This is a genomic window from Salibacter sp., assembly GCF_031581065.1.
Taxonomy (GTDB): Bacteria; Bacteroidota; Bacteroidia; order Flavobacteriales_G; family Salibacteraceae; genus Salibacter.
In genome coordinates this window covers 73,446-96,440 of the sequence record NZ_JAVLBN010000001.1, presented here as the reverse complement: position 1 = coordinate 96,440, position 22,995 = coordinate 73,446, and the positions used below count along the sequence as shown (strand labels likewise).

Genomic DNA, 22,995 nt, shown 5'->3' with positions numbered 1-22,995 from the left:
AGCCTCACTAAACTGTGGGGCTTTTCTTTTGCAGTAGCTTTTTTTTGCTTATTTTGGTGCCTTAATTTACAAAGTATTAATATAGTTTAACAAAGTATTAACCTATATGAGTGGAATCAAATCAGCCTCAGGTCTAGTGTTATTATTCTTATTTGTTCAGTTAACTTCTTTTGCACAAAAGGATTACACCGGAGAGGCAGACGCAGCGTTTAAAAATTATTCGTTTCATCAAGCTATTGAATTGTACAAAAAGGCTTACTCAAAAGAGAAGAAGTTCGCTGAAAAAAAACGTATCCTTTTCAAGATTGGTCAGTCTTACTTCTATCTTCAGGATAATGAAATGGCAGAAAACTGGCTCTCGAAAGCTGATAAAGCCGGTTATTCAAACCCTGATGTGAAATATTTTTTAGCAGAATCATTAAGAAAGCAAGGGAAGTTTGAAGAAGCTCTTGTAGAGTATAAAAACTTTAAAGAGTTAGCCCCTGACGATAAACGAGGGCAAAGAGGGATTAAATCCTGTGAACTCGCTCAGGAGTGGAAAGATAATCCAACCCGCTACGAAGTGAGACCAGAGCAATTGCTCAACTCTAAACAAGCTGATTTTGCGCCAACTTTTGCTGATCGAAAGAATGATGAGATAATTTTCACCTCAACTCGTGAAGGTGCTACTGGAAACTCAATTGATCCAAATACGGGTCAAAATTACTCTTCACTTTTCTACAGTAAACAGGACAGAAAAGGAAAATGGATGGTTCCTACTCTTCTCGAAGGGTTGAGTACGGAAGAATCAAATGAAGGTGGTGCTACGATGGACAAGCGTTACAGAACACTTTTCTTTACTCGTTGTATCGACAAAAAGAACTCTGCAATGGGGTGTGATATTTACACAGCCAAGCAACGTGGCCGTTCTTATGCTGAGCCCGAAATAGTTCCAATTGATAAGCCTGATTCAAATGTTGTTGGTCACCCATCAATGGGACTTGATGACGAGTATATGTTCTTTGCATCAGATATGCCCGGAGGGAAAGGCGGAAAAGATATCTGGTTTGTGAAATATGACAGCCGAAAAAGAACATGGGGTGAGCCTGTGAATGTTGAAGGTGTCAATACTGATGGTGATGAAATGTATCCATTCATAAGAGAAGATGGAAATTTATACTTTGCCTCTAATGGCCACCCCGGAATGGGAGGTCTGGATCTCTTTAAATCTACTCGCCAGGGTGAGTCTGATTCATGGGGAGAAGTTGAGAACATGCAATACCCGATGAACTCTTCTTCAAATGACTTTGGAATTATCTTTGAAGGAAGTGAAGAAAAAGGATTTTTTAGTTCAGATCGCTCAGGTGGTCGCGGAGGTGATGATATTTGGAGCTTCCGTATTCCACCGCTCAAATTTGTTATAGATGGTATGGTAAGCGATGTTGAGACTGGCGAACCAATTCCAAATGCCACAATTGAAATGAAAGGAACTGATGGAAGTACCGTTCAGGTTACTACTGATGAATTGGGGTATTATCAATTCGATAAGAAAGAAGGATCTGATGAGCGTTACGTTAAAGCTAATACTTCTTATACATTACTTGTTTCTGCTGATGGTTACCTAAATGGTAAAGGACAAGAGACTACTGTAGGTGTTCAGCAATCAACACGATTCAAACACGACTTCAAACTTCAGTCAATTCAACAGGACGAAATCGAATTTCCAGAGGTTCGATACGATCTTGGCGAATGGGAGCTTCAGGTTAATGACTCTGTGAACTCTAAAGATTCACTCGATTACCTTTATCAGGTACTCGTTGATAACCCAAACATTGTTGTTGAGTTGATGGCGCATACTGATACGCGTGGTTCTTCAGCATCAAACCAAACTCTGTCTCAAAAACGTGCTCAAAGTTGTGTTGATTACTTGATTTCGAAAGGAATTGAAGAAGAGAGAATGGAAGCAAGAGGGTACGGTGAAAATGAACCGAGAATATCTGATGCTGAGATTGCTGATCTTCCAACTAAAGAAGAGAAAGAAGCCGCTCACCAGAAAAACAGACGTACAACATTTAGGGTAATTCGGGATGATTACGTTCCTAAAGATAATGGTGACTCTGGAGATCAAGAGCCTCAAATGAACAATGAGGGCGAACAGCCCATGGAAGGAGAAGGCTCTGAAACAGATTCAGAATAGAAAATAAACACATAATTTTAAGCATCCTGTTGGCTACCCGGCAGGATGCTTTTGTATTAATAGTAAGATGGAAAGATACAAAGCAAGAGGTGTTTCTGCTGATAAAGAAGATGTGCACAACGCCATCAAAAATGTTGATAAGGGCTTGTTCCCAAAAGCATTTTGTAAAGTTGTGCCGGATTATCTTACCGGATCTGACCAGCACTGTATTGTAATGCACGCTGATGGTGCTGGGACGAAATCTTCACTTGCATATGCTTATTGGAAAGAGACAGGTGATTTATCAGTATGGAAAGGAATAGCGCAAGATGCGTTAATCATGAATCTCGATGATTTGCTATGTGTTGGAATCACAGATAATATCTTACTATCAAGCACTATTGGTAGAAACAAATCCCTTGTTCCAGGAGAGGTTATTTCTGCTTTGATAAACGGAACTGAGGAATTACTCGAAGATTTGAGGAACTGGGGAATTGACATTCGCTCAACAGGTGGTGAAACAGCTGATGTTGGTGATTTGGTCAAAACCATAATCGTAGATTCTACCGTTGTAGCGCGTTCTGAACGAGATAACATCATTGATAACTCCAATATCAAACCTGGTAACGTAATTGTTGGGCTGGCATCATTTGGACAGGCGAGCTATGAAAATGAATACAACGGTGGAATGGGGAGTAATGGATTAACATCTGCCCGTCACGATGTGTTTAATAAATCGATAGCTGAAAAGTATCCTGAAACATTTGATAAGAGCATAGATGAAAATTTTGTTTACTCAGGTTCCAAAAAACTAACTGATAGCATTGAAGGAAGTGATGTAAATGCCGGTAAACTCGTTTTATCACCAACCCGTACTTATGCGCCTATCATGAAAAAAGTGTTTGAAAAATACCGCGATAAAATTGACGGAATGGTACATTGCAGCGGAGGAGCTCAAACTAAAATTCTTCACTTCATCGATGAACATCACGTGATTAAAGACTCACTTTTTGATACTCCGCCACTTTTTAACCTGATTCAAAAAGAATCCGGAACCGAATGGGAAGAGATGTACAAAGTCTTCAACATGGGGCATCGAATGGAAATATATACCGATCAAGATACTGCTGCTGATATTATTTCCATTTCAAAAGCGTTCGATGTTGATGCAAAAATTGTAGGAAGAGTAGAAGAAGGCGAAAAGCAATTGACAATTCGTTCTCAACACGGAGAATTTAACTACCAGTAAGATTAATGGATTTATTAAATAAACTAGAAGGAATAAAAGAGCGCTTTGTTGAAGTTGGTAAAATGATTACCGATCCCGAGATCATTGCTGATATGAAGCGTTACGTAAGGCTCAACAAAGAGTACAAAGACCTCGAGGAAATTGTCAAAGAATACGATGAGTATAAAGAACTCATTGGTAATCTTGAAACAAATAAAGAGATTATTAAAAGTGACGAAGATCCTGAGCTCAAGGAAATGGCAAAGGAAGAGTTGAGCGGAATGGAAGAGCAAAAGGAAGAAATGGAAGATAAGCTCAAGTATATGCTTATCCCTAAAGATCCTGAAGACGATAAAAATGCGATCATGGAGCTCCGTGCAGGAACAGGTGGAGACGAAGCCTGTATTTTTGTTCAGGATATGTTTCGCCTTTACACGATGTTTTTCAAAGAAAAAGGCTGGTCTTTTGAAGTTATCAACTCCACTGAAGGAACAGTTGCCGGACTCAAAGAAATCTCACTGAACGTTTCAGGTGAAGGAGCTTATGGAACACTCAAATTCGAGTCAGGTGTGCACCGTGTTCAGCGGGTACCAGATACTGAATCACAGGGAAGGGTACACACTTCAGCTATTACAATTGCTGTTTTACCAGAAGCTGAAGAAGTAGATGTTGAACTGAATATGTCTGATGTCAAAAAAGATACTTACCGCTCTTCCGGGGCTGGAGGACAGCACGTGAATAAGACTGAATCAGCCGTTCGACTTACTCACATTCCCACAGGAATGGTTGTTGAATGCCAGGATGGTCGTTCACAACACAAGAACTACGAAAAAGCGGTTCAGGTGATGCGTTCAAGACTTTATCAGGATGAGCTTGAAAAAAAGCAGGAAGAACGTGCAGCTCACCGTAAATCACTCGTGTCAACAGGTGACCGATCAGCGAAAGTGAGAACTTACAATTACCCACAAGGTAGAATTACAGACCACAGAATCAATAAAACCATCTACAACCTCAGTTCATTCATGAACGGAGACATTACAGAAATGCTTGAAGCATTGAAAATGGCAGAGAATGCCGAGAAACTCAAAGAAGGTGAAACCGCTTAATCGATAAAATTGTGAACCGGTCAGAACTCGTTGATCAAATCAAATCCAAAAGATCATTCCTCTGTGTGGGGCTGGATACTGATTTAGAGAAAATACCCAAACATCTTCTCGAGTTTGATGATCCAATCTTTGAATTCAATAAAAGAGTCATAGATGCCACAAAGAATTATGCAGTAGCCTATAAACCAAACATTGCATTTTATGAATCTCTCGGTTCAAGGGGCTGGGAATCCCTTAGGAAAACACTTGATCACATTCCGGGAAATATTTTCACAATAGCAGATGCTAAGAGAGGTGACATTGGGAATACCTCGGCCATGTACGCCAAAACTTTTTTTGATCACTATAACTTCGATTCAATCACAATTGCGCCATATATGGGGCACGACTCGGTGGAGCCGTTTAAGAAAGATGGAAAGTGGACTATAGTGTTGGCACTTACCAGTAATCCGGGAGCAAATGATTTTCAGCTATTGAAAACTGAAAGCGGTAAAAGGGTTTTTGAAGAAGTAATCGAAAAAAACCGTCAATGGTCAGATCCCGATCAGCTCATGTTCGTTGTAGGTGCTACTCGCGGAGAATTGATCGGAGAAGTACGAAAAGCAGCTCCTGATAACTTCTTTCTTGTTCCAGGTGTAGGCAAGCAGGGTGGCAGCCTTGAAAATGTAGCTAAATTCGGGATGATTGACGATTGCGGATTATTAGTGAATTCATCAAGAGGAATCATCTACGCTTCAAATGGAAGAAACTTTGCTGATAAAGCCGCAGAAAAAGCATCTGCTATTCAGAGTGAAATGTCAATTCTTCTTGAACGCTTCAATGTGTGCTAAATTCGTTTAGATTTTTTACCTTAGTCAAATGACTGAGGATTTTCTTCATCATATATGGCAAAACCAGGTCTTTAATCACAAAAACCTCACAACAACAGCAGGTGAGGAAGTGATAATATTAAAGCCGGGCATTCACAATCATTTAAGTGGCCCAGATTTCCACGAAGCACTCATCCAAATTGGCGATACAAAATGGGCCGGAAGCGTTGAAATTCATCTTTCCAGCTCAGATTGGTACCACCACAATCACGAAGACGACTCAGCTTACCACAATGTGATACTCCATGTTGTTTTCGAACACGACATTGTTGCTGATGGTTTTAAACAAATACCACTGCTAGAATTAAAAGGCAGAATTTCAAGGCAACAACTCAGTAAATACGAAACGCTTTCAGGATCTGACCAAAAAATACCCTGCTCCTCAATGATCAGTAATGTTGATGAATTTATTTGGCAAAACTGGATTGAGCGGTGTGCATTGAAACGGCTTGAGACCAAAAGTGAATTTATTCAACAACTGGACAACAAGTTTAATGGCGATCAAAAAAGATTGTTGCTCGTTCTGTTGTTCAGAGCCTTTGGATTTAAGTGGAATGCTGATCCTATGGAGGAACTCGCCAACCGAATTCCGATAAAAGAGATTGACAAAAACAATTTGTCTCAACAACAACTTGAGGCTTTATTACTGGGTCAGGCTGGTTTTTTAGAAGCAAGTGAAGCATCACCTTATCGAGATGAACTAAAGAAGGAATACAGTTTTTTAATGAATAAGTTTGGGTTGACTGAAATGAAACTCGGGGCATGGAAAACAGGTGGAGTAAGGCCTGCAAACTCACCTCATTTACGATTGGCGCAGCTCAGTTCGGTTCTGACCAAATGGAATGTATTCAATCAGCTTTTTAATAAAGGAAAAGCAAAAGAATTGATTGAGCTATTGCGTACAAAACCATCAGATTACTGGGAGGAGCATTACCGTTTGAGTCGCAAAACAAAAGGAAAGGTTCATTATCAATTGAGTTACAACGGAGCTTGCAATATTATTACAAACTCTGTAGTGCCTTTTCTCTATTTTATTGGAAATAAATGGGCCAATCATGATAGTGTTGAAAAGGCGATTAATCTTCTTGAACAATTACCTGCAGAAAAAAATGGCGTAATAAATAACTGGAAATCATTATCTTTGAAAATTAAGAACGGACTACAGTCTCAGGGAGCGTTGCATCTTTCAAAGAACTATTGTACTTTTAAGCGTTGCTTAGAGTGCGATATTGGAAAGAATATTTTAAAATGAATGCGTCATGATTGATAAAATTCAGGGATTTTTTGAGAAGCAGGCATTTGGCGTTTGTGAATGGTGGGGTGAGAAGCTCAATATGGAAATAGGCCAAATAAGGCTCTCATTCATCTATCTTTCCTTTTTAACTTTTGGTTCTCCAATTGTCATTTATTTAATAATGGCATTTATACTCAAGCATAAATATTGGTTTAAAAGACGTCAACCCACAATTTGGGAACTGTAGCAAGTGTTTGAGAGTTTTAAATATTTCAGGAATCTTTACTACGCATTAATCTTAATCGTATCAATTGTCCTTACAGGTACATTTGGATACATGGTTGTTGAATCGTATTCACTTCTCGATTCATTTTACATGACGGTGATTACCGTTTCAACAGTTGGCTTCAAAGAAGTTCACCCATTGAGCCAAGAAGGGAAAATTTTCACAGCCTTTTTGATTATCATTAGTTTTGGTACATTCGCCTATGCTGTATCATCGTTATCGCGATATCTAATCACAGGTGAAATAAAGTACTACTACAAAAACTATAAAGTGCATCAGGAAATAAAAAAGTTAAAAAACCACGTAATTGTTTGCGGATTTGGCCGCAACGGGCAAGAGGCTGTAAAATCACTTGAGGCATATGGCAAGAAAGTAGTGATTATTGAACGAGATGAGTTAGCTAAGGAAGCTCTACAGGACAATGGTAAACTCTATATTGAAGGAGACGCAACAAATGAAGATGTATTGCTCAAAGCTGGTTTAGATAAAGCATCTGCTCTTGTTACAACGCTACCAAAAGATAGTGAAAACGTATTTGTGGTTCTTACAGCAAAGGAGTTGAATCACGATTTGCGAATCATCAGCAGAGCTACTGCTTCAAGTTCAAACAGAAAATTAAAAATAGCCGGTGCAAATAACGTGATCATGCCAGATAAAGTTGGTGGGGCACACATGGCCAGCCTGGTTGTAACTCCTGATATCTATGAGTTTCTAGAGCGTATTTCAATGACAGGTCAGGATGATATTAATCTCGAAGAGCTCGATTTTAAAAATATTCCAGACGATTATCATAACAATTCCATCAAGCAGCTCAAAAAACATTTCGCCTCAAATTGTTTGATCATAGGCTATAAAGGATCTGACGGGCAATTTGTTGTGAATCCGTCAGATGACATGAAAATAGTCCCCCACAGTAAGCTTTTCGTATTGGGAACTCCCGATCAACTCACAAATTTAAAAGAAGAACTCAGTATTTAAATGAAAGTTCTCATATCAGGAGTCAATGGCCTAATTGGGAACGAAATTGCAAAGGAATTCTTTGGAAAAGCATCATTAACAGTCGGAACCGGAAGAGGACCACAGCGTTGTAGAAGCCTGGATCGGTATTCACAGCTCGATCTTTTAGAAAAAAGCAAAATCAAAATCGTGTTACACGAAATAAATCCGGATATAATAATACATGCTGGAGCTATTTCTCAAATTGACGTTTGCGAGGAAAACCGCGACATAGCATATCGTGCTAACGTTGAGGCAACTGAAGAGATAGCATCCTGGTGCTCTGACCGTGATAAGAAACTAATTTTTTTCAGCTTAGACTTTGTCTATGCTGGAAAATCATTCAGCTATGATGAACAGGATTATCAAAGCCCGGTCAACTATTACGGATATACCAAAATGCTTGCTGAAAAACGTATTCAAAGTGATCTCGAAAAATTCGCGATCATTAGGCCTGTACTGGTTTATGGGATAAAGGAAACAGCTGAGAGAGAAAATATTTTTTCCTGGCTAACGAGAGATTTGAAAGAGAGTAAAACAGTGAAAATTGTTTACGATCAATGGCGAAAACCAACATACGTAGGAGATGTTGCATCTGCTACTGCTTCAATTGTATTTGGTAATCTCACAGGGTCTTATAACATTTGTGGGCCGCAAGAATATTCGGTATTCGGTTTTGCACGGGAAATTGCAACTTTACTTGATACACCTTTGGCAAATGTTCAACCAGTATCTGGTAAGGAGCTGAATCAATCAGGTGAAAGGCCTCCCATCACAGGCTTTAGCTGTGTACGAGCAAAACGGGATTTTGATTACAATCCACAACCATTGAGCAATGTGATTACTCAAGTTTTGGATTGCTAGTTTTAAGCGTTCTTTATATTTGGCTGAATTATTAAAAAAACAAAGTACATGACTGGATTTACAAGGAAGTTATTAGTAGTTCTTTTGATCAACGTATTTGCATTCAATGTAAGTGCCATTGCCGAAGAAGGCAAAAGTGGAGAAGGTACCAAAGAAGAATTGACCCTGAGTCAAAAGATTGATAATAAATTTAGACCAGTTGTTGACGCAATAGCCGCTGTACTCTTTGTAGATCCTTTTGAAAAACTGGGACTTCACGATCCCACAGTGCGAGATTCAGCCGGTAATCCAGTTATCAATGCAAAAGGTGAAATCGTTACCCACCAAATACCACTCGTTGTAATATGGTTGATATCAGGAGCCATATTTTTCACACTTAGGATGAAATTTCTCAATGTATGGGGAGTAAAACACGCCATAGCATTGGTTAGGGGAGTTTATGATAATCCAGATGATGAAGGTGAAGTGAGTCACTTCCAGGCCTTGACAACAGCACTATCAGCAACAGTAGGTCTTGGAAACATAGCAGGTGTTGCAGTAGCTGTTTCATTAGGAGGTCCCGGTGCTACTTTATGGATGATTGTAGCCGGATTATTTGGGATGACTTCTAAATTTGTCGAATGTACATTAGGTGTAAAATACAGAACAATTGGTTTTGATGGTCGTGTTAGCGGAGGACCAATGTACTACTTGAGTCGCGGACTTGAAAAACGCAACCTCAAATGGTTAGGTAAGGTTCTTGCCGGACTATTTGCCATCCTATGTATTGGAGGATCTTTTGGCGGAGGTAATATGTTTCAGGCCAATCAAGCATTTGCTCAATTTTCAGGAGAGTTTACATTCATGCAGGATCACGGCTTTTGGTTTGGTGTTGTGATGGCAATTCTCGTTGGAATTGTAATTATTGGTGGAATAAGGAGTATTGCAAAAGTTACTGATAAAATTGTACCGGTTATGGTTGCTTCTTATGTGATTACAGCAATCGTAATTATCGGAATGAACTGGGCAAACCTGGGAGAAGGATTTGCAGCTATTTGGAACGGAGCATTCGATGCCGATGCACTCAAAGGAGGATTCCTGGGAGTATTGATTACAGGTTTCCAGCGTTCAGCTTTCTCAAATGAGGCAGGAGTAGGTTCTGCTTCAATTGCTCACTCAGCTTCAAAAACCAATGAACCGGTAAGTGAAGGTATTGTAGCATTGCTAGAGCCATTTATCGATACAGTTGTAGTTTGTACAATGACAGCTCTCGTGTTAATCTTTACAGGGTTTGCTGATGGAGGTCCTGAAAGTTTAGAAGGATCTGAACTTACAGCGGCAGCATTTTCAAGTGTATTCCCCTGGTTTAAATATTTATTGATCCTCGCAATTGTATTGTTTGCATTCTCAACAATGATCAGCTGGTCTTATTACGGATTAAAAAGCTGGACCTTCCTATTTGGTCAAAGCAAAGCTGCAGTTGTATCGTACAAAGTAATTTTCCTTTTATTCATTATCGTGGGAGCATCATCTAGCTTGGGAGCCGTTCTCGATTTTTCTGATATGATGATTCTAGGTATGGCCTTCCCCAACATATTCGGGATTTACTTCCTTGTAGGTGAAGTTAAGAAAGACCTTGATGATTACTTTAAACGTATTAAAACGGGTGAAATAAAAAGATTTAAATAAATTAGGGCGGTAAAATTTTGCCCTATGAAAAACCCTCTACAGGAAATATTTCATTTTACAAGAAGCGAGCGCAACGGAATTGTTGTGCTCGTTTTCATTATAGCCATATTGATCATAGCGCTAGCTTTACCCAATCGTTTTTACAGGCTAAACACTGAATTAGGAGTTGATGAGAAAGCCAGCGATAGCTTGCTGGCTGAGTATCGGTCAAAATTGGTGAAAACAAAATCAAAGTACAGTAACCAAAGCAGTGATGAAAATAGGTCATGGTCAGAACCGAACGATGTCCCCGTTGCTGGCAAAAAACCCGTGAAGAAGGAGCGGAAACGATTTCAATTTGATCCAAATTCACTCTCCGCAGATAGCCTTGAACTACTCGGCTTTAAAGATTACGTTGCTGATAATATTGTGAAATACAGAAAACACGGAGGACATTTTATAAAGCCTGCAGATTTAAAAGAAATTTACTACATTGATACAAACCTTGTTGATGAGCTGGCTGGATACATGCATATTTCGAAAAGAAAACAACGGTTTGATTCCACCGGCTCTGACCGTAAAACTGATACATTAATAGCTGAAACCAAAATAGATAGTATAGCCAAAGACACCATTGAAAAAGATAAGTACGAGAATTTAACATTTGAATTGAATGCCTGTAAAGCTGAAGAGTTACAGAAAATTTACGGAATTGGACCGGCCTATTCAAACAGGATTATAAACTACAGAGATTTACTGGGAGGATATTTAAGCGTTGGTCAACTCAAAGAAGTTTATGGAATAAGTGATAGTTTGTACAGCCAAATAGCTCCGTATTTCAAGGTGACTAATAGAGACTCAATTCAAAAAATTGATATCAATAATACTGATGCTTATGAAATAGGAAGGCATCCTTATATCACAAATCATCTCGCCATTCAAATAGAAACATACAGGAGGGAGAACGGGAAATTTGAAAACCTTGAAGACTTGCGCGAACAAGGCTTGCTAAATGACGTTTTATACATTAAAATTGCACCCTATCTTAAAGTGACAAAAAAGTAGAGAATCAACATTTTATATTTTTTATTATGAATTTTGAAATGACAGAAAATCAGCGAATGATCCAGGACATGGTTCAGGATTTCGCTGAAAAAGAAATAAAGCCAAATGTCCTTAAGTGGGACGAGGATCAAACTTTTCCGGTTGACCTAATGAAAAGAATGGGCGAACTGGGATTACTAGGTGTACTTGTTCCTAACGAATATGGTGGATCTGGTTTTGGCTACTTTGAATATGTAACAGCAATCTCAGAAATTTCAAGAGTTTGCGGAGCCGTAGGTTTATCGATGGCTGCTCACAACTCACTCTGTACTGGTCACATACTCCAGTTTGGAAATGAAGAACAAAAGAAGAAGTACCTTCCAAAGTTAGCTTCAGGTGAATATATTGGCGCCTGGGGTTTGACCGAAGCCAATACAGGATCTGATGCAATGCGTATGAAGGTTACTGCTAAAAAAGACGGCAACGAATGGGTAATTAATGGGGCCAAAAACTGGATTACACATGGTATTTCAGGAGATGTAGCCGTAGTTTTAGCCAGAACCGGAGATTTACTGGATAGTCACGGAATTACAGCTTTCATCGTTGAACGTGGAACCCCTGGTTTCTCAGGCGGAAAAAAAGAGAATAAATTAGGGATGCGTGCCAGCGAAACAGCTGAAATGATTTTTGAAGATTGCCGCGTACCAGAAGAAAACGTACTCGGTGAAGTAGGAGATGGTTTCGTACAGGCAATGAAAGTACTTGACGGAGGCCGTATTTCTATTGCAGCTCTATCTATAGGAATAGCAAAAGGAGCATTTGATGCTGCCAAGCAATATTCAAAAGAACGTGAGCAATTTGGTCAGCCAATTTCTAAATTCCAGGCAATAGCATTCAAACTTGCTGATATGGCAAGCGAAATTGAAGCAGCTGAATTGCTGACGATGCAAGCTGCAGATATGAAAAACAGAGGTGAGAGAATGACTAAAGAATCAGCAATGGCTAAGTACATGGCATCTGAGGTTTCTTGCCGAGCTGCTAATGAAGCCGTTCAAATCTTTGGTGGTTATGGGTACACGAAAGAATACCCAGTTGAGAAATTCTACCGTGATTGTAAGCTTTGTACAATCGGTGAAGGAACATCAGAAATTCAAAAGCTCGTTATCGCACGAGAAATATTAAAATAAGCTTGGAGATCTGAAAATTAGATTTACTTTTGCCGGACTTACGAAAGGAGGTGGTTAAGAATTATGCTAGTTATACCAGTTAAAGAAGGCGAATCAATAGAAAGAGCCTTAAAAAAGTACAAGAAAAAATTTGAGCGCACAGGCGTTATGCGTGAACTAAGGGATCGTCAAAAATACACGAAACCTTCAATGGAGCGCAGAGAGCAAAAGATCAAAGCAATATATAAGCAACAGCTTAGACAGGAAGAAGAATAACATATTCTCTCCTTAAAAATTTTTGGACCTATAGAGGAAAAGTGTTTTTAAATCACTACCTTTATAGGTCCAATTTGTTTGTGAAAAATGTTGCCAATCGAGAAGTTCATCAGATATATAAAACTTGAAAAGCGCTACTCTGATCATACAGTTACAGCTTATCAAAATGATCTATTAGCTTTTCAGCAGTTTTTAGATGAAACATTGGAAGACAACTACAACCTTACAGACATCAACTATCAAATAATTCGTTCATGGATACTCAAACTCGTGAACGAAGGGATGGAAAATACATCGGTCAATCGAAAGATCTCAACTCTAAAGTCCTTTTTCAAATTCCAGTTGAGAAAAAGAACCATCCAAACCAATCCCACTCAAAAAATCATAGCTCCTAAAAACAAGAAACGACTTCCACAGTTTGTATCACAATCTGATATGGACAAACTTTTCAGCCACTCAGATTATTTTACAGATGATTGGGTTGGGTGCAGGGATCAATTATTGATTGAAATGCTGTATCAAACCGGAATGCGAACATCAGAGTTGATCAACTTAACACACGACCAGCTCGATTTAAACCGCGGACTAATAAAGGCCATTGGTAAGGGGAATAAGGAACGCTATGTGCCCATAACAAAAGAGCTCCGTAATTTAATCGATAAATATTTGAATCACAGTCAGAACCCAAAAACTGTTGATGAAGACGTGCTTTTTGTCACCGAAAAAGGAAATAAAATGTACCCAAAACTCGTATATAATACTGTGCGAAATTGTCTGGATCAAATAACAACTATAGAGAAAAGAAGTCCGCATGTGTTGAGGCATACCTTCGCTACTCACCTTCTCAATAAGGGAGCAGAGCTAAATACAATAAAGGAGTTATTGGGTCATTCAAACCTATCCGCTACAGAAGTTTATACGCATAATTCATTTGAAAAATTAAAAGACATTTATAAACACGCCCATCCAAGGGCCTAAAATCATTAGATATGAAATTAGACATTCAATCCGTACATTTTGATGCCGATCAAAAATTAGTTGATTTCATACAGCGCAAAGCTGATAAACTAGAACAGTATTTTGATGGAATAATTTCAGGTGAAGTAATCCTAAGAGTAGAAAATACAGAAGACAAGACCAATAAGATTGTAGAAATGAAACTCGAAATACCTGGTAATAACCCATTTGCAAAAAAGCAATGCAAAACTTTTGAAGAAGCTACTGATAGTTGCGTAGAAGCCCTTCGCAGACAAATCAAAAAGACAAAAGAAAAATTGCGTACACATTAGGTGAAAAAAAAGAAATAAAGTTTGCACGAAATATTTTTGTTATTACATTTGCAGTCCTTTTAAAAGAAAGGGCTGTTTTTTTGCAGCAAAAGCCAATGTAGCTCAGCTGGCTAGAGCAGCTGATTTGTAATCAGCCGGTCGGGGGTTCGAGTCCCTCCATTGGCTCGTTCTTTAAAATGTTTAGATTGGGGAGATACCGAAGCGGTCAAACGGGGCAGACTGTAAATCTGTTGGCTACGCCTTCGTAGGTTCGAATCCTGCTCTCCCCACTTTGATTTAAGCGGGAGTAGCTCAGCTGGCTAGAGCATTAGCCTTCCAAGCTAAGGGTCGCGGGTTCGAATCCCGTTTCCCGCTCTAAATAAATAAGTGTTCGTCACTTGTTTATTTTTTTAAGTGAGAAGCAAGATTGGTGATGTGAAGAGAAAGTTTCTCACACGATTGCCAATGTAGCTCAGAGGTAGAGCACTTCCTTGGTAAGGAAGAGGTCACGGGTTCAATTCCCGTCATTGGCTCTAAGGTGGCGTATTTAAACGATGAAAATTATATATTAAAAGAGGAATTAATTAACTAATTCAAAAGCTATGGCTAAAGAAACTTTTGATCGTTCCAAACCGCACATTAACATAGGTACGATAGGTCACGTTGACCACGGAAAAACAACTTTGACAGCTGCAATTACTACTGTTCTTTCAGGACAGGGATTGTCAGATCAGCGCGATTTCGATACTATCGATAACGCTCCTGAAGAAAAAGAACGTGGTATTACAATTAATACATCACACGTTGAATATACAACAGATAAGCGTCACTACGCTCACGTTGATTGCCCAGGTCACGCTGACTACGTTAAGAACATGATTACTGGTGCTGCCCAAATGGACGGTGCTATTTTGGTAGTTGCTGCAACTGATGGTCCAATGCCACAAACTCGTGAGCACATTCTACTTGCACGTCAGGTAAACGTACCTGCAATTGTAGTTTTCATGAACAAGGTTGACCTTGTTGATGATGAAGAACTACTTGAGCTTGTGGAAATGGAAATTCGTGAGTTACTTTCATTCTACGACTTTGACGGAGATGAAACACCAGTTATTCAAGGTTCTGCACTTGGTGCACTTAACGGTGAAGAAAAGTGGGTGAACAAAGTAGTAGAATTGATGGAAGCAGTTGATAACCATATTCCATTGCCTCCACGTGATGTTGATAAAGAATTCTTGATGCCAGTTGAGGATGTATTCTCAATTACAGGTCGTGGTACAGTTGCTACTGGACGTATCGAGTCTGGCGTTGTTAATACTGGTGACGATGTTGAAATCTCAGGAATGGGATCAAACATGAAATCTACTATTACCGGTGTTGAGATGTTCCGTAAAATCCTTGATAGAGGAGAAGCAGGCGATAACGTAGGTCTTCTTTTAAGAGGTATTGATAAAAAGGAAATTAAACGTGGTCAGGTAATTGCTAGACCAGGAACAATCACTCCTCACACTAAATTTAAAGCTGAGGTTTATATCCTTAAGAAAGAAGAAGGTGGACGTCACACTCCATTCCACAATAAATACCGTCCACAGTTCTACTTAAGAACTACAGACGTTACTGGTGAAATTCTTCTTGATGAAGGTCGTGAAATGGTAATGCCAGGTGACAACCTAACAATTACTGTTGAATTGATCGCGCCTGTAGCTATCAACACAGGTCTTAAATTCGCAATTCGCGAAGGTGGACGTACAGTTGGTGCTGGTCAGGTTACTGAAATTATTGAGTAATTATTGCTCTCAATACTTGAAATTATATCGAAGGTGTCCCGTTTTTACGGGATACCTTTCGCTATGAATAAAGGTTTACGGGTGTAGCTCAACTGGTAGAGCACTGGTCTCCAAAACCAGGGGCTGTGGGTTCGATTCCTACCACCCGTGCAAATTTTAACGGCAATGAATAGTATCACGAATTACATAAAAGAATCATATAACGAGCTTCGTCATAAGGTTACATGGCCAACATTAAAAGAATTACAGGGGAGTTCTGTTTTGGTTCTTATTACTAGTTTGATCATTGCTCTTATCGTTTATGGAATGGATGCTGGTTTCGGTCAAATCTTAGGGTTCATTTATGAAACAATTTATTAACCCTCTACTGATTGTATGATGACTGAAGAAAAGAAAGAAATAGAAAAAAAGTGGTACGTTGTACGTGCTGTTAGTGGTAAGGAAAAAAAGGTTAAAGAGCAGCTCGAAGTAGAAATAAGTAGGTTGAATCTTGAGGATTATGTTTCTCAGGTTTTAATACCCACCGAAAAAGTTTATCAAATAAGAAATGGTAAAAAGATTTCTAAGGAGAGAAACTTTTTCCCTGGCTACGTTCTTATAGAAGCTGCTTTGACAGGTGAAATACCACACATTGTTAAGAATGTAACCAATGTAATTGGTTTTCTCGGAGCTACTAAAGGAGGAGATCCTGTCCCAATGAGACAGGCAGAGGTCAATAGAATATTAGGAAAGGTAGATGAATTAGCAGATAGTGACGAGGAAGTAAATATCCCTTACATTGTCGGTGAATCAGTAAAGGTGATTGATGGTCCATTTAACAACTTTACAGGTGTTATTGAGGAAATCAATGAAGAGAAGAAGAAGCTCAAGGTAATGGTTAAAATCTTTGGTAGAAAGACGCCACTTGAGTTGAATTATATGCAAGTTGAAAAAGAATAATTGAATTGCTCATCGTTTCAAATGCTTCCCTTTGAGCGATAGATTAAATAGAGAAATAGAAAAATGGCTAAAGAGGTAAGTAAAATAGTAAAACTTCAGGTAAGAGGAGGAGCAGCTAATCCATCTCCACCTGTAGGTCCAGCACTTGGTGCAGCTGGAGTTAACATCATGGAGTTCTGTAAGCAGTTTAATGCCAGAACCCAAGATAAGCAAGGGAAGGTATTGCCAGTTGTAATTACAGTTTATGGCGATAAATCCTTTGACTTTGTTGTTAAAACTCCACCGGTAGCTGTTCAATTAAAGGAAGCATCTAAGTTAAAAACAGCTTCGCCTGAACCTAACAGAAAAAAGGTAGCTACTTTAACGAAAGATCAGATTAAGGCTATTGCTGAAGACAAAATGCCTGATCTAAACTGCTTTACTGTAGAGTCGGCAATGGAAATGGTAGCCGGTACTGCTAGAAGCATGGGAATCATCGTTAAGTAATTGTTGAATTAGGTTAAAATTGAATCATGTCTAAGTTGACTAAAAATAGAAAAGAGGCGGAGTCTAAACTAGAAGCCGAAAAGGCTTACACATTAGGTGAAGCTTCTGGACTAGTAAAAGAAATATCAAATACTAAATTTGATTCATCAGTTGATCTGGCTATTCGTCTTGGTGTTGATCCAAGAAAAGCTAATCAAATGGTGAGAGGTTCAGTTTCATTGCCACACGGAACCGGGAAAGACGTTAAAGTTCTTGTTCTTTGCACTGCAGATAAAGAAGAAGAAGCTAAAGATGCCGGTGCTGATTACGTTGGTCTTGATGAATATATCGACAAGATCAAAGGTGGATGGACTGATGTAGACGTTATCATTACAATGCCTTCAGTTATGGGGAAAGTTGGTGCTCTAGGTCGTATTTTAGGACCAAGAGGTTTAATGCCAAACCCTAAAACGGGCACTGTAACGATGGATATTGCGAAAGCAGTAAAAGATACTAAAGCCGGTAAAATTGACTTTAAAGTCGATAAATACGGTATTATCAACACAACTGTTGGTAAAGCTTCTTTTACAGCTGAGCAAATCAAAGAAAATGCAAGTGAGTTGTTACAAACTATATTAAAGTTGAAGCCAACTGCGGCTAAAGGTACTTATGTGAGAAGTATTTTTATGTCCAGTACAATGAGCCCCAGTATACAGATTGAACCCAAATCAGTTGGTGCTGTAGGGGCTTAACAATCCTTTAACCGAACGAATAAAAGTTAGAGATGACCAGAGAACAAAAGAATCAAGAAATTGCCAATTTGGCTGAAACTCTTTCCAGCAATGGTATAATATACCTCGCTGACATCTCTGGACTCGATTCTTCGAACACTTCTAAGCTTAGAAGAATGTGCTTCAAAAAAGAAGTGCATATTAAAATGGTCAAAAACACTCTTTTGGCTAAAGCGATAGAAAAAGTAGAAGATAAAGATTTTGGTGAAATACCAACAGTTTTAAATGGAAGTACTTCTCTGATGATTTCAGAGACAGGTAATGTTCCCGCAAAACTGATCAAAGAGTTCAGAAAAAAAGAGGAAAAGCCTTTATTGAAGGCAGCCTATATTGACGAGTCAGTTTATATTGGAGATGATCAATTAGAAATGCTTGCAGCGCTCAAGTCTAAAGACGAGCTTATTGCAGATGTGGTTTCTATACTACAATCTCCTGCGAAAACTGTTATCTCTCAATTACAGTCTGGTAAAGATAAATTGTCAGGAGTTGTTAAAGCTCTTGCAGATAGAGAAGAATAAAAATTGTTGAATCAACTTTCGAAAAATCCAATACAATGGCAGATTTAAAATCGTTTGCTGACCAATTAGTAAACTTAACTGTTAAAGAAGTTAACGAATTAGCAGATATTCTCAAAGAAGAATACGGAATTGAACCAGCAGCTGCGGCTGTTGCTGTAGCCGGACCAGGTGGTGGCGGTGAAGGCGAAGAAGCTGAAGAACAAACAGAATTTACTGTAGTTCTCAAAGCTGCAGGCTCTCAAAAACTTAAAGTAGTTAAAGCTGTAAAAGAACTTACCGGTCTCGGGCTTAAAGAAGCTAAAGAAATCGTTGATGGTGCTCCTAAAGAAATTAAAGAAGGAGTTGCTAAAGACGAAGCTGAATCACTTAAGTCACAACTTGAAGAAGCCGGTGCTGAAGTTGAGCTCAAGTAATATAGCTCCCAGCTTTAAATAAGCTTATTTTGCAAGGTTTAGACCCCTCTGTGGGTCTAAACCCTCTTGTGTTTATAGACGTTTTTAGTTCTAACTTTTCCATTTAATGTCCATGGCTGATACGAAAAAGAACCAAAGGATTTCATTCGCGACTATCAAGAATCAACTCGATTATCCTGATTTCCTTGATATCCAGGTTCAATCATTTAAAGACTTTTTTCAACTCGAGACTACTCCAGATAAAAGAGAAAACGAAGGACTCTACAAGGTATTTGCTGAAAATTTCCCGATAACGGATGCTCGCAATAACTTTGTACTGGAATTTCTCGATTATTATGTGGATCCTCCTCGTTATTCAATGGATGAAACCATTGAAAGAGGTCTTACTTACAGTGTTCCATTAAAAGCTAAGCTGAAACTTTATTGTACAGATCCCGAACACGAAGATTTTGAAACAATCGTTCAGGATGTGTACCTCGGTACTATTCCGTATCTTACTCCAATGGGGTCTTTTATCGTGAATGGTGCAGAGCGTGTTATAGTTTCTCAGTTGCACAGATCACCAGGCGTGTTCTTTGGGCAAAGCTATCACGCCAATGGTACTAAGTTGTACAGTGCTCGTGTAATTCCTTTTAAAGGATCCTGGATTGAGTTCGCTACTGATATCAATAGCGTAATGTACGCTTACATTGATAGAAAGAAAAAGCTTCCGGTTACTACTCTCTTGAGAGCTATCGGCTACGAAGGCGATAAAGAAATCCTCGAGATTTTTGACCTTGCTGACGAAATCAAAGTCTCTAAAACAGGTCTCAAAAAAGTTACTGGTAGAAAACTTGCTGCTCGTGTCTTGAAAACGTGGTTTGAAGACTTCGTTGATGAAGATACTGGTGAAGTTGTTTCTATTGAACGTAACGAAGTAATTGTAGATCGTGAAACTGTAATCGAAGATGAGCATGTTGAGCTTATTCTCGATGCTGGTGTTAAAACAATCCTTCTTCATAAAGAAGATGTAAACGCTGCAGATTATGCGATCATTTACAACACTCTCCAAAAAGATCCTTCAAATTCTGAAATTGAAGCAGTAGAACACATTTATCGTGTATTGCGTAACGCTGAGCCGCCAGATGAAGAAACTGCTCGCGGTGTTATCGAGAAGTTGTTCTTCTCTGACAAGCGTTATGATCTTGGTGAAGTAGGACGATTCAGAATTAACAAGAAACTCGACCTTGACCTCGACATGGAAAACCGTGTTCTGACCAAGGTTGATATTATTTCTATAATCAAGTATTTGATTGAATTGATCAACTCTAAAACTGATGTTGATGATATCGATCACTTGAGTAACCGAAGAGTACGTACTGTTGGAGAGCAGCTTTACAACCAGTTTGGTGTTGGGCTTGCTCGTATGGCACGTACAATTCGTGAAAGAATGAACGTTCGTGATAATGAGGTCTTCACACCAATTGACCTTATTAACGCGAAAACACTTTCTTCTGTAATTAACTCATTCTTTGGTACGAACCAGCTATCTCAGTTCATGGATCAAACGAATCCACTTTCTGAGGTAACGCACAAAAGACGTTTGTCTGCACTGGGGCCAGGCGGTCTTTCTCGTGAACGTGCTGGATTTGAGGTTCGAGATGTACACTACACGCACTACGGTCGCTTGTGTACGATCGAAACACCTGAAGGTCCAAACATCGGTTTGATATCTTCTCTTTGTGTTTACGCGAAAGTGAATAAACTCGGATTTATCGAGACGCCTTACCGTAAAGTTGATGAAGGGAAAATAGGAACTGAAAAGGATGATATCATTTACCTTTCAGCCGAAGAGGAAGATGGCCGCACAATTGCGCAGGCTAACGCTCCGGTTAAAGATAATGGTACTTTCGAAAACGACAGAATTAAATCAAGATACGAAGGTGACTTCCCTGTTGTGGAACCAAATGATGTAAATCTGATGGACGTAGCTCCTAATCAGATCGCATCGATAGCAGCATCACTTATTCCATTCCTCGAGCACGATGATGCCAACCGTGCATTGATGGGATCTAACATGCAGCGTCAGGCAGTTCCGCTTTTAAAAGCTGAAGCACCTGTTGTGGGAACCGGCCTTGAAGGCAGAGTTGCTCGCGACTCAAGAGTTCTCATGAACGCTGAAGGTTCTGGTACAGTAGAATACGTGGATGCACGTGAAATCCACATCCGCTACGATCAGGATGAAAATGACGAAAAGGTGAGTTTTGACAACGATCCTGTTGTTTACAACCTCACTAAATTCTCAAAAACAAACCAGGGTACAGTTATTAACCTGAAACCAATCGTAAGAGTTGGTGATAGAGTTGAAGAAGGACAGGTACTCTGCGAGGGTTATGCAACTGAAAATGGTGAATTAGCTCTCGGTCGGAACCTTAAAGTGGCCTTCATGCCGTGGAAAGGATACAACTTTGAGGATGCCATCGTTGTAAGTGAGAAAATCGTGAAAGACGATGTTTACACATCAATTCACGTAGAAGAATTCTCACTCGAGGTTCGCGATACAAAACGCGGCCTTGAAGAACTTACAGCTGACATACCAAACGTTTCTGAAGAAGCTACCCGAAACCTTGACGAACATGGGTTGATCCGTGTGGGTTCTGAAGTAAATGAAGGAGATATCCTTATCGGTAAAATTACTCCTAAAGGAGAGAGCGATCCAACACCTGAAGAAAAACTCTTAAGAGCGATCTTTGGTGATAAAGCTGGTGATGTGAAAGATGCATCACTCAAAGCCGGACCATCAATGCAGGGTGTGGTTATCGACAAAAAACTCTTCTCAAGAGTACTTAAAGATAGAAGACAGAGATCGAAGGATAAAGATATCCTCGATAAAATGGATGCTGAACACGAAAAGGTTGTTGCTGAGTTAAAATCAGAAATGGTTGAAAAACTGTTTGGCATCGTATCTGGAAAAACTTCTCAGGGTGTGTTTAACAACTACCGCGAAGAAGTAATTAAGAAAGGTACCAAGTTCACGCAAAAGATTTTGTCAACGCTTGACTTTGACGAAATCAATCCTGCTGGATGGACCACTGATGATGAAAAGAACGAACTGATTGCTCGTTTATTTGTAAACTACAAACGTAAATTGAACAAAGCAATTGGTGAGTGGAGAAGAAAGAAATTCCAGGTATCTGTTGGTGATGAATTACCATCGGGAATTGTACAGCTTGCTAAAGTTTTCGTTGCGAAAAAACGCAAACTAAAAGTAGGTGATAAAATGGCTGGTCGCCACGGTAACAAAGGTATTGTTGCCAAAGTAGTTAGAGAGGAAGACATGCCATTCCTCGATGACGGAACACCAGTTGATATTGTACTTAACCCACTTGGTGTTCCATCACGAATGAATCTCGGTCAGATTTACGAAACAGTTCTCGGTTGGGCCGGTGAAAAACTAGGTGTTCGTTTTGCGACTCCAATTTTTGACGGTGCTCGAGTAGCTGATATCGATGAATGGGCTCAAAAAGCTGACATTCCAAAACTCGGTAGAACTTATCTTTACGATGGTGGTACCGGAGAACGTTTTGATCAGCCATCAACAGTAGGTGTTGTTTACATGCTTAAACTACACCACCTCGTTGACGACAAAATGCACGCTCGTTCTATTGGACCTTACTCGCTCATTACGCAGCAACCATTGGGTGGTAAAGCTCAATTTGGTGGACAGCGTTTTGGTGAAATGGAGGTTTGGGCTCTTGAAGCTTTTGGTGCTTCAAACATTCTCCAGGAAATATTGACTGTTAAGTCTGATGATGTTATCGGTAGAGCAAAAGCTTACGAGTACATTGTAAAAGGAGAAAACATGCCTAAACCGGGTATTCCTGAATCATTTAACGTGTTGTTACACGAGATGAGAGGTTTGGGACTTAACATTTCATTGGAGTAATTTGATTTACTGACTTTA

Annotated in this window: 22 protein-coding genes and 5 tRNA genes; all 27 read left to right on the top strand. The window is 39.4% G+C overall.

Annotated features, from left to right (window positions below; translation table 11 throughout):
• Positions 1-106: 106 nt before the first annotated feature.
• The 27 genes from RI557_RS00430 to rpoB all read left to right on the top strand — a co-directional run bounded on the left by RI557_RS00430 (position 107) and on the right by rpoB (position 22,977).
• The gene (locus RI557_RS00430) at positions 107-2,176 is read left to right on the top strand and encodes an OmpA family protein (protein WP_310681347.1); all 2,070 of its coding nucleotides are present in this window, start codon (positions 107-109) and stop codon (positions 2,174-2,176) included.
• A gap of 67 nt (positions 2,177-2,243) precedes the next feature.
• Entirely contained in the window at positions 2,244-3,404 is a 1,161-nt protein-coding gene (locus tag RI557_RS00425) for an AIR synthase related protein (RefSeq protein WP_310667337.1), read from the top strand.
• 5 nt (positions 3,405-3,409) lie between these two features.
• Positions 3,410-4,489, top strand: a complete 1,080-nt coding sequence (prfA, locus tag RI557_RS00420) for a peptide chain release factor 1 (protein WP_310667336.1) — start codon at positions 3,410-3,412, stop codon at positions 4,487-4,489.
• 11 nt (positions 4,490-4,500) lie between these two features.
• Positions 4,501-5,319 (top strand): orotidine-5'-phosphate decarboxylase, encoded by an 819-nt coding sequence (pyrF, locus tag RI557_RS00415; RefSeq protein ID WP_310667335.1) that lies wholly within the window; start codon positions 4,501-4,503, stop codon positions 5,317-5,319.
• Positions 5,320-5,347: 28 nt separating this feature from the next.
• Positions 5,348-6,610: a DUF2851 family protein gene (locus tag RI557_RS00410; protein WP_310681345.1), complete on the top strand. Its 1,263-nt coding sequence runs from the start codon at positions 5,348-5,350 to the stop codon at positions 6,608-6,610.
• A 7-nt stretch (positions 6,611-6,617) separates the two neighbouring features.
• Positions 6,618-6,839: a PspC domain-containing protein gene (locus RI557_RS00405; protein ID WP_310667333.1), complete on the top strand. Its 222-nt coding sequence runs from the start codon at positions 6,618-6,620 to the stop codon at positions 6,837-6,839.
• A gap of 3 nt (positions 6,840-6,842) precedes the next feature.
• Positions 6,843-7,856 (top strand): potassium channel family protein, encoded by a 1,014-nt coding sequence (locus RI557_RS00400; RefSeq protein WP_310681343.1) that lies wholly within the window; start codon positions 6,843-6,845, stop codon positions 7,854-7,856.
• Positions 7,857-8,738 (top strand): SDR family oxidoreductase, encoded by an 882-nt coding sequence (locus RI557_RS00395; protein WP_310681341.1) that lies wholly within the window; start codon positions 7,857-7,859, stop codon positions 8,736-8,738.
• 48 nt (positions 8,739-8,786) lie between these two features.
• Positions 8,787-10,406 carry an alanine/glycine:cation symporter family protein gene (locus RI557_RS00390; protein ID WP_310667330.1) on the top strand — a complete coding sequence of 540 codons (1,620 nt, stop codon included), beginning with the start codon at positions 8,787-8,789 and terminating at the stop codon, positions 10,404-10,406.
• A 24-nt stretch (positions 10,407-10,430) separates the two neighbouring features.
• Positions 10,431-11,450 carry a helix-hairpin-helix domain-containing protein gene (locus tag RI557_RS00385; protein WP_310681339.1) on the top strand — a complete coding sequence of 340 codons (1,020 nt, stop codon included), beginning with the start codon at positions 10,431-10,433 and terminating at the stop codon, positions 11,448-11,450.
• A gap of 26 nt (positions 11,451-11,476) precedes the next feature.
• Complete coding sequence (locus RI557_RS00380; protein WP_310681337.1) at positions 11,477-12,616, top strand: acyl-CoA dehydrogenase; 1,140 nt, start codon at positions 11,477-11,479, stop codon at positions 12,614-12,616.
• Between the two features lie 63 nt (positions 12,617-12,679).
• Entirely contained in the window at positions 12,680-12,871 is a 192-nt protein-coding gene (gene rpsU, locus RI557_RS00375) for a 30S ribosomal protein S21 (RefSeq protein WP_310667327.1), read from the top strand.
• An 87-nt stretch (positions 12,872-12,958) separates the two neighbouring features.
• Positions 12,959-13,849: a tyrosine-type recombinase/integrase gene (locus tag RI557_RS00370; protein WP_310667326.1), complete on the top strand. Its 891-nt coding sequence runs from the start codon at positions 12,959-12,961 to the stop codon at positions 13,847-13,849.
• 11 nt (positions 13,850-13,860) lie between these two features.
• Positions 13,861-14,160: a ribosome hibernation-promoting factor, HPF/YfiA family gene (gene hpf, locus RI557_RS00365; RefSeq protein ID WP_310667325.1), complete on the top strand. Its 300-nt coding sequence runs from the start codon at positions 13,861-13,863 to the stop codon at positions 14,158-14,160.
• A gap of 91 nt (positions 14,161-14,251) precedes the next feature.
• Positions 14,252-14,325, top strand: a tRNA-Thr gene (locus RI557_RS00360).
• A gap of 22 nt (positions 14,326-14,347) precedes the next feature.
• A tRNA-Tyr gene (locus RI557_RS00355) sits at positions 14,348-14,429 on the top strand.
• 11 nt (positions 14,430-14,440) lie between these two features.
• Positions 14,441-14,514: transfer RNA gene (locus RI557_RS00350), tRNA-Gly, on the top strand.
• 86 nt (positions 14,515-14,600) lie between these two features.
• Positions 14,601-14,672: transfer RNA gene (locus RI557_RS00345), tRNA-Thr, on the top strand.
• A 69-nt stretch (positions 14,673-14,741) separates the two neighbouring features.
• Positions 14,742-15,926, top strand: coding sequence for an elongation factor Tu (gene tuf / locus RI557_RS00340; RefSeq protein ID WP_310667324.1), 1,185 nt, complete (start codon positions 14,742-14,744; stop codon positions 15,924-15,926).
• A gap of 77 nt (positions 15,927-16,003) precedes the next feature.
• Positions 16,004-16,076: transfer RNA gene (locus tag RI557_RS00335), tRNA-Trp, on the top strand.
• Between the two features lie 15 nt (positions 16,077-16,091).
• Complete coding sequence (gene secE / locus RI557_RS00330; RefSeq protein WP_310667323.1) at positions 16,092-16,286, top strand: preprotein translocase subunit SecE; 195 nt, start codon at positions 16,092-16,094, stop codon at positions 16,284-16,286.
• A gap of 15 nt (positions 16,287-16,301) precedes the next feature.
• Entirely contained in the window at positions 16,302-16,865 is a 564-nt protein-coding gene (gene nusG / locus RI557_RS00325) for a transcription termination/antitermination protein NusG (RefSeq protein ID WP_409079653.1), read from the top strand.
• A gap of 63 nt (positions 16,866-16,928) precedes the next feature.
• A complete protein-coding gene (gene rplK, locus RI557_RS00320) occupies positions 16,929-17,351 on the top strand; it encodes a 50S ribosomal protein L11 (RefSeq protein WP_151169696.1) in 423 nt (140 codons plus the stop codon).
• A gap of 26 nt (positions 17,352-17,377) precedes the next feature.
• Positions 17,378-18,082 (top strand): 50S ribosomal protein L1, encoded by a 705-nt coding sequence (rplA, locus tag RI557_RS00315; RefSeq protein ID WP_310667322.1) that lies wholly within the window; start codon positions 17,378-17,380, stop codon positions 18,080-18,082.
• Positions 18,083-18,114: 32 nt separating this feature from the next.
• Positions 18,115-18,639: a 50S ribosomal protein L10 gene (rplJ, locus tag RI557_RS00310; RefSeq protein WP_310667321.1), complete on the top strand. Its 525-nt coding sequence runs from the start codon at positions 18,115-18,117 to the stop codon at positions 18,637-18,639.
• Positions 18,640-18,674: 35 nt separating this feature from the next.
• Positions 18,675-19,052 (top strand): 50S ribosomal protein L7/L12, encoded by a 378-nt coding sequence (gene rplL / locus RI557_RS00305; RefSeq protein WP_310667320.1) that lies wholly within the window; start codon positions 18,675-18,677, stop codon positions 19,050-19,052.
• Between the two features lie 112 nt (positions 19,053-19,164).
• Positions 19,165-22,977, top strand: coding sequence for a DNA-directed RNA polymerase subunit beta (gene rpoB, locus RI557_RS00300; RefSeq protein WP_310667319.1), 3,813 nt, complete (start codon positions 19,165-19,167; stop codon positions 22,975-22,977).
• Positions 22,978-22,995 lie beyond the last annotated feature (18 nt).

Excerpts from the sequence above, each read along its gene's own strand:
- RI557_RS00430 (WP_310681347.1), top strand. The coding sequence starts at position 107 with ATGAGTGGAATCAAATCAGCCTCAGGTCTAGTGTTATTATTCTTATTT.
- RI557_RS00425 (WP_310667337.1), top strand. The coding sequence starts at position 2,244 with ATGGAAAGATACAAAGCAAGAGGTGTTTCTGCTGATAAAGAAGATGTG.
- prfA (WP_310667336.1), top strand. The coding sequence starts at position 3,410 with ATGGATTTATTAAATAAACTAGAAGGAATAAAAGAGCGCTTTGTTGAA.
- RI557_RS00410 (WP_310681345.1), top strand. The coding sequence starts at position 5,348 with ATGACTGAGGATTTTCTTCATCATATATGGCAAAACCAGGTCTTTAAT.
- RI557_RS00405 (WP_310667333.1), top strand. The coding sequence starts at position 6,618 with ATGATTGATAAAATTCAGGGATTTTTTGAGAAGCAGGCATTTGGCGTT.
- RI557_RS00395 (WP_310681341.1), top strand. The coding sequence starts at position 7,857 with ATGAAAGTTCTCATATCAGGAGTCAATGGCCTAATTGGGAACGAAATT.
- RI557_RS00390 (WP_310667330.1), top strand. The coding sequence starts at position 8,787 with ATGACTGGATTTACAAGGAAGTTATTAGTAGTTCTTTTGATCAACGTA.
- RI557_RS00385 (WP_310681339.1), top strand. The coding sequence starts at position 10,431 with ATGAAAAACCCTCTACAGGAAATATTTCATTTTACAAGAAGCGAGCGC.
- RI557_RS00380 (WP_310681337.1), top strand. The coding sequence starts at position 11,477 with ATGAATTTTGAAATGACAGAAAATCAGCGAATGATCCAGGACATGGTT.
- rpsU (WP_310667327.1), top strand. The coding sequence starts at position 12,680 with ATGCTAGTTATACCAGTTAAAGAAGGCGAATCAATAGAAAGAGCCTTA.
- RI557_RS00370 (WP_310667326.1), top strand. The coding sequence starts at position 12,959 with ATGTTGCCAATCGAGAAGTTCATCAGATATATAAAACTTGAAAAGCGC.
- hpf (WP_310667325.1), top strand. The coding sequence starts at position 13,861 with ATGAAATTAGACATTCAATCCGTACATTTTGATGCCGATCAAAAATTA.
- tuf (WP_310667324.1), top strand. The coding sequence starts at position 14,742 with ATGGCTAAAGAAACTTTTGATCGTTCCAAACCGCACATTAACATAGGT.
- secE (WP_310667323.1), top strand. The coding sequence starts at position 16,092 with ATGAATAGTATCACGAATTACATAAAAGAATCATATAACGAGCTTCGT.
- nusG (WP_409079653.1), top strand. The coding sequence starts at position 16,302 with ATGATGACTGAAGAAAAGAAAGAAATAGAAAAAAAGTGGTACGTTGTA.
- rplK (WP_151169696.1), top strand. The coding sequence starts at position 16,929 with ATGGCTAAAGAGGTAAGTAAAATAGTAAAACTTCAGGTAAGAGGAGGA.
- rplA (WP_310667322.1), top strand. The coding sequence starts at position 17,378 with ATGTCTAAGTTGACTAAAAATAGAAAAGAGGCGGAGTCTAAACTAGAA.
- rplJ (WP_310667321.1), top strand. The coding sequence starts at position 18,115 with ATGACCAGAGAACAAAAGAATCAAGAAATTGCCAATTTGGCTGAAACT.
- rplL (WP_310667320.1), top strand. The coding sequence starts at position 18,675 with ATGGCAGATTTAAAATCGTTTGCTGACCAATTAGTAAACTTAACTGTT.
- rpoB (WP_310667319.1), top strand. The coding sequence starts at position 19,165 with ATGGCTGATACGAAAAAGAACCAAAGGATTTCATTCGCGACTATCAAG.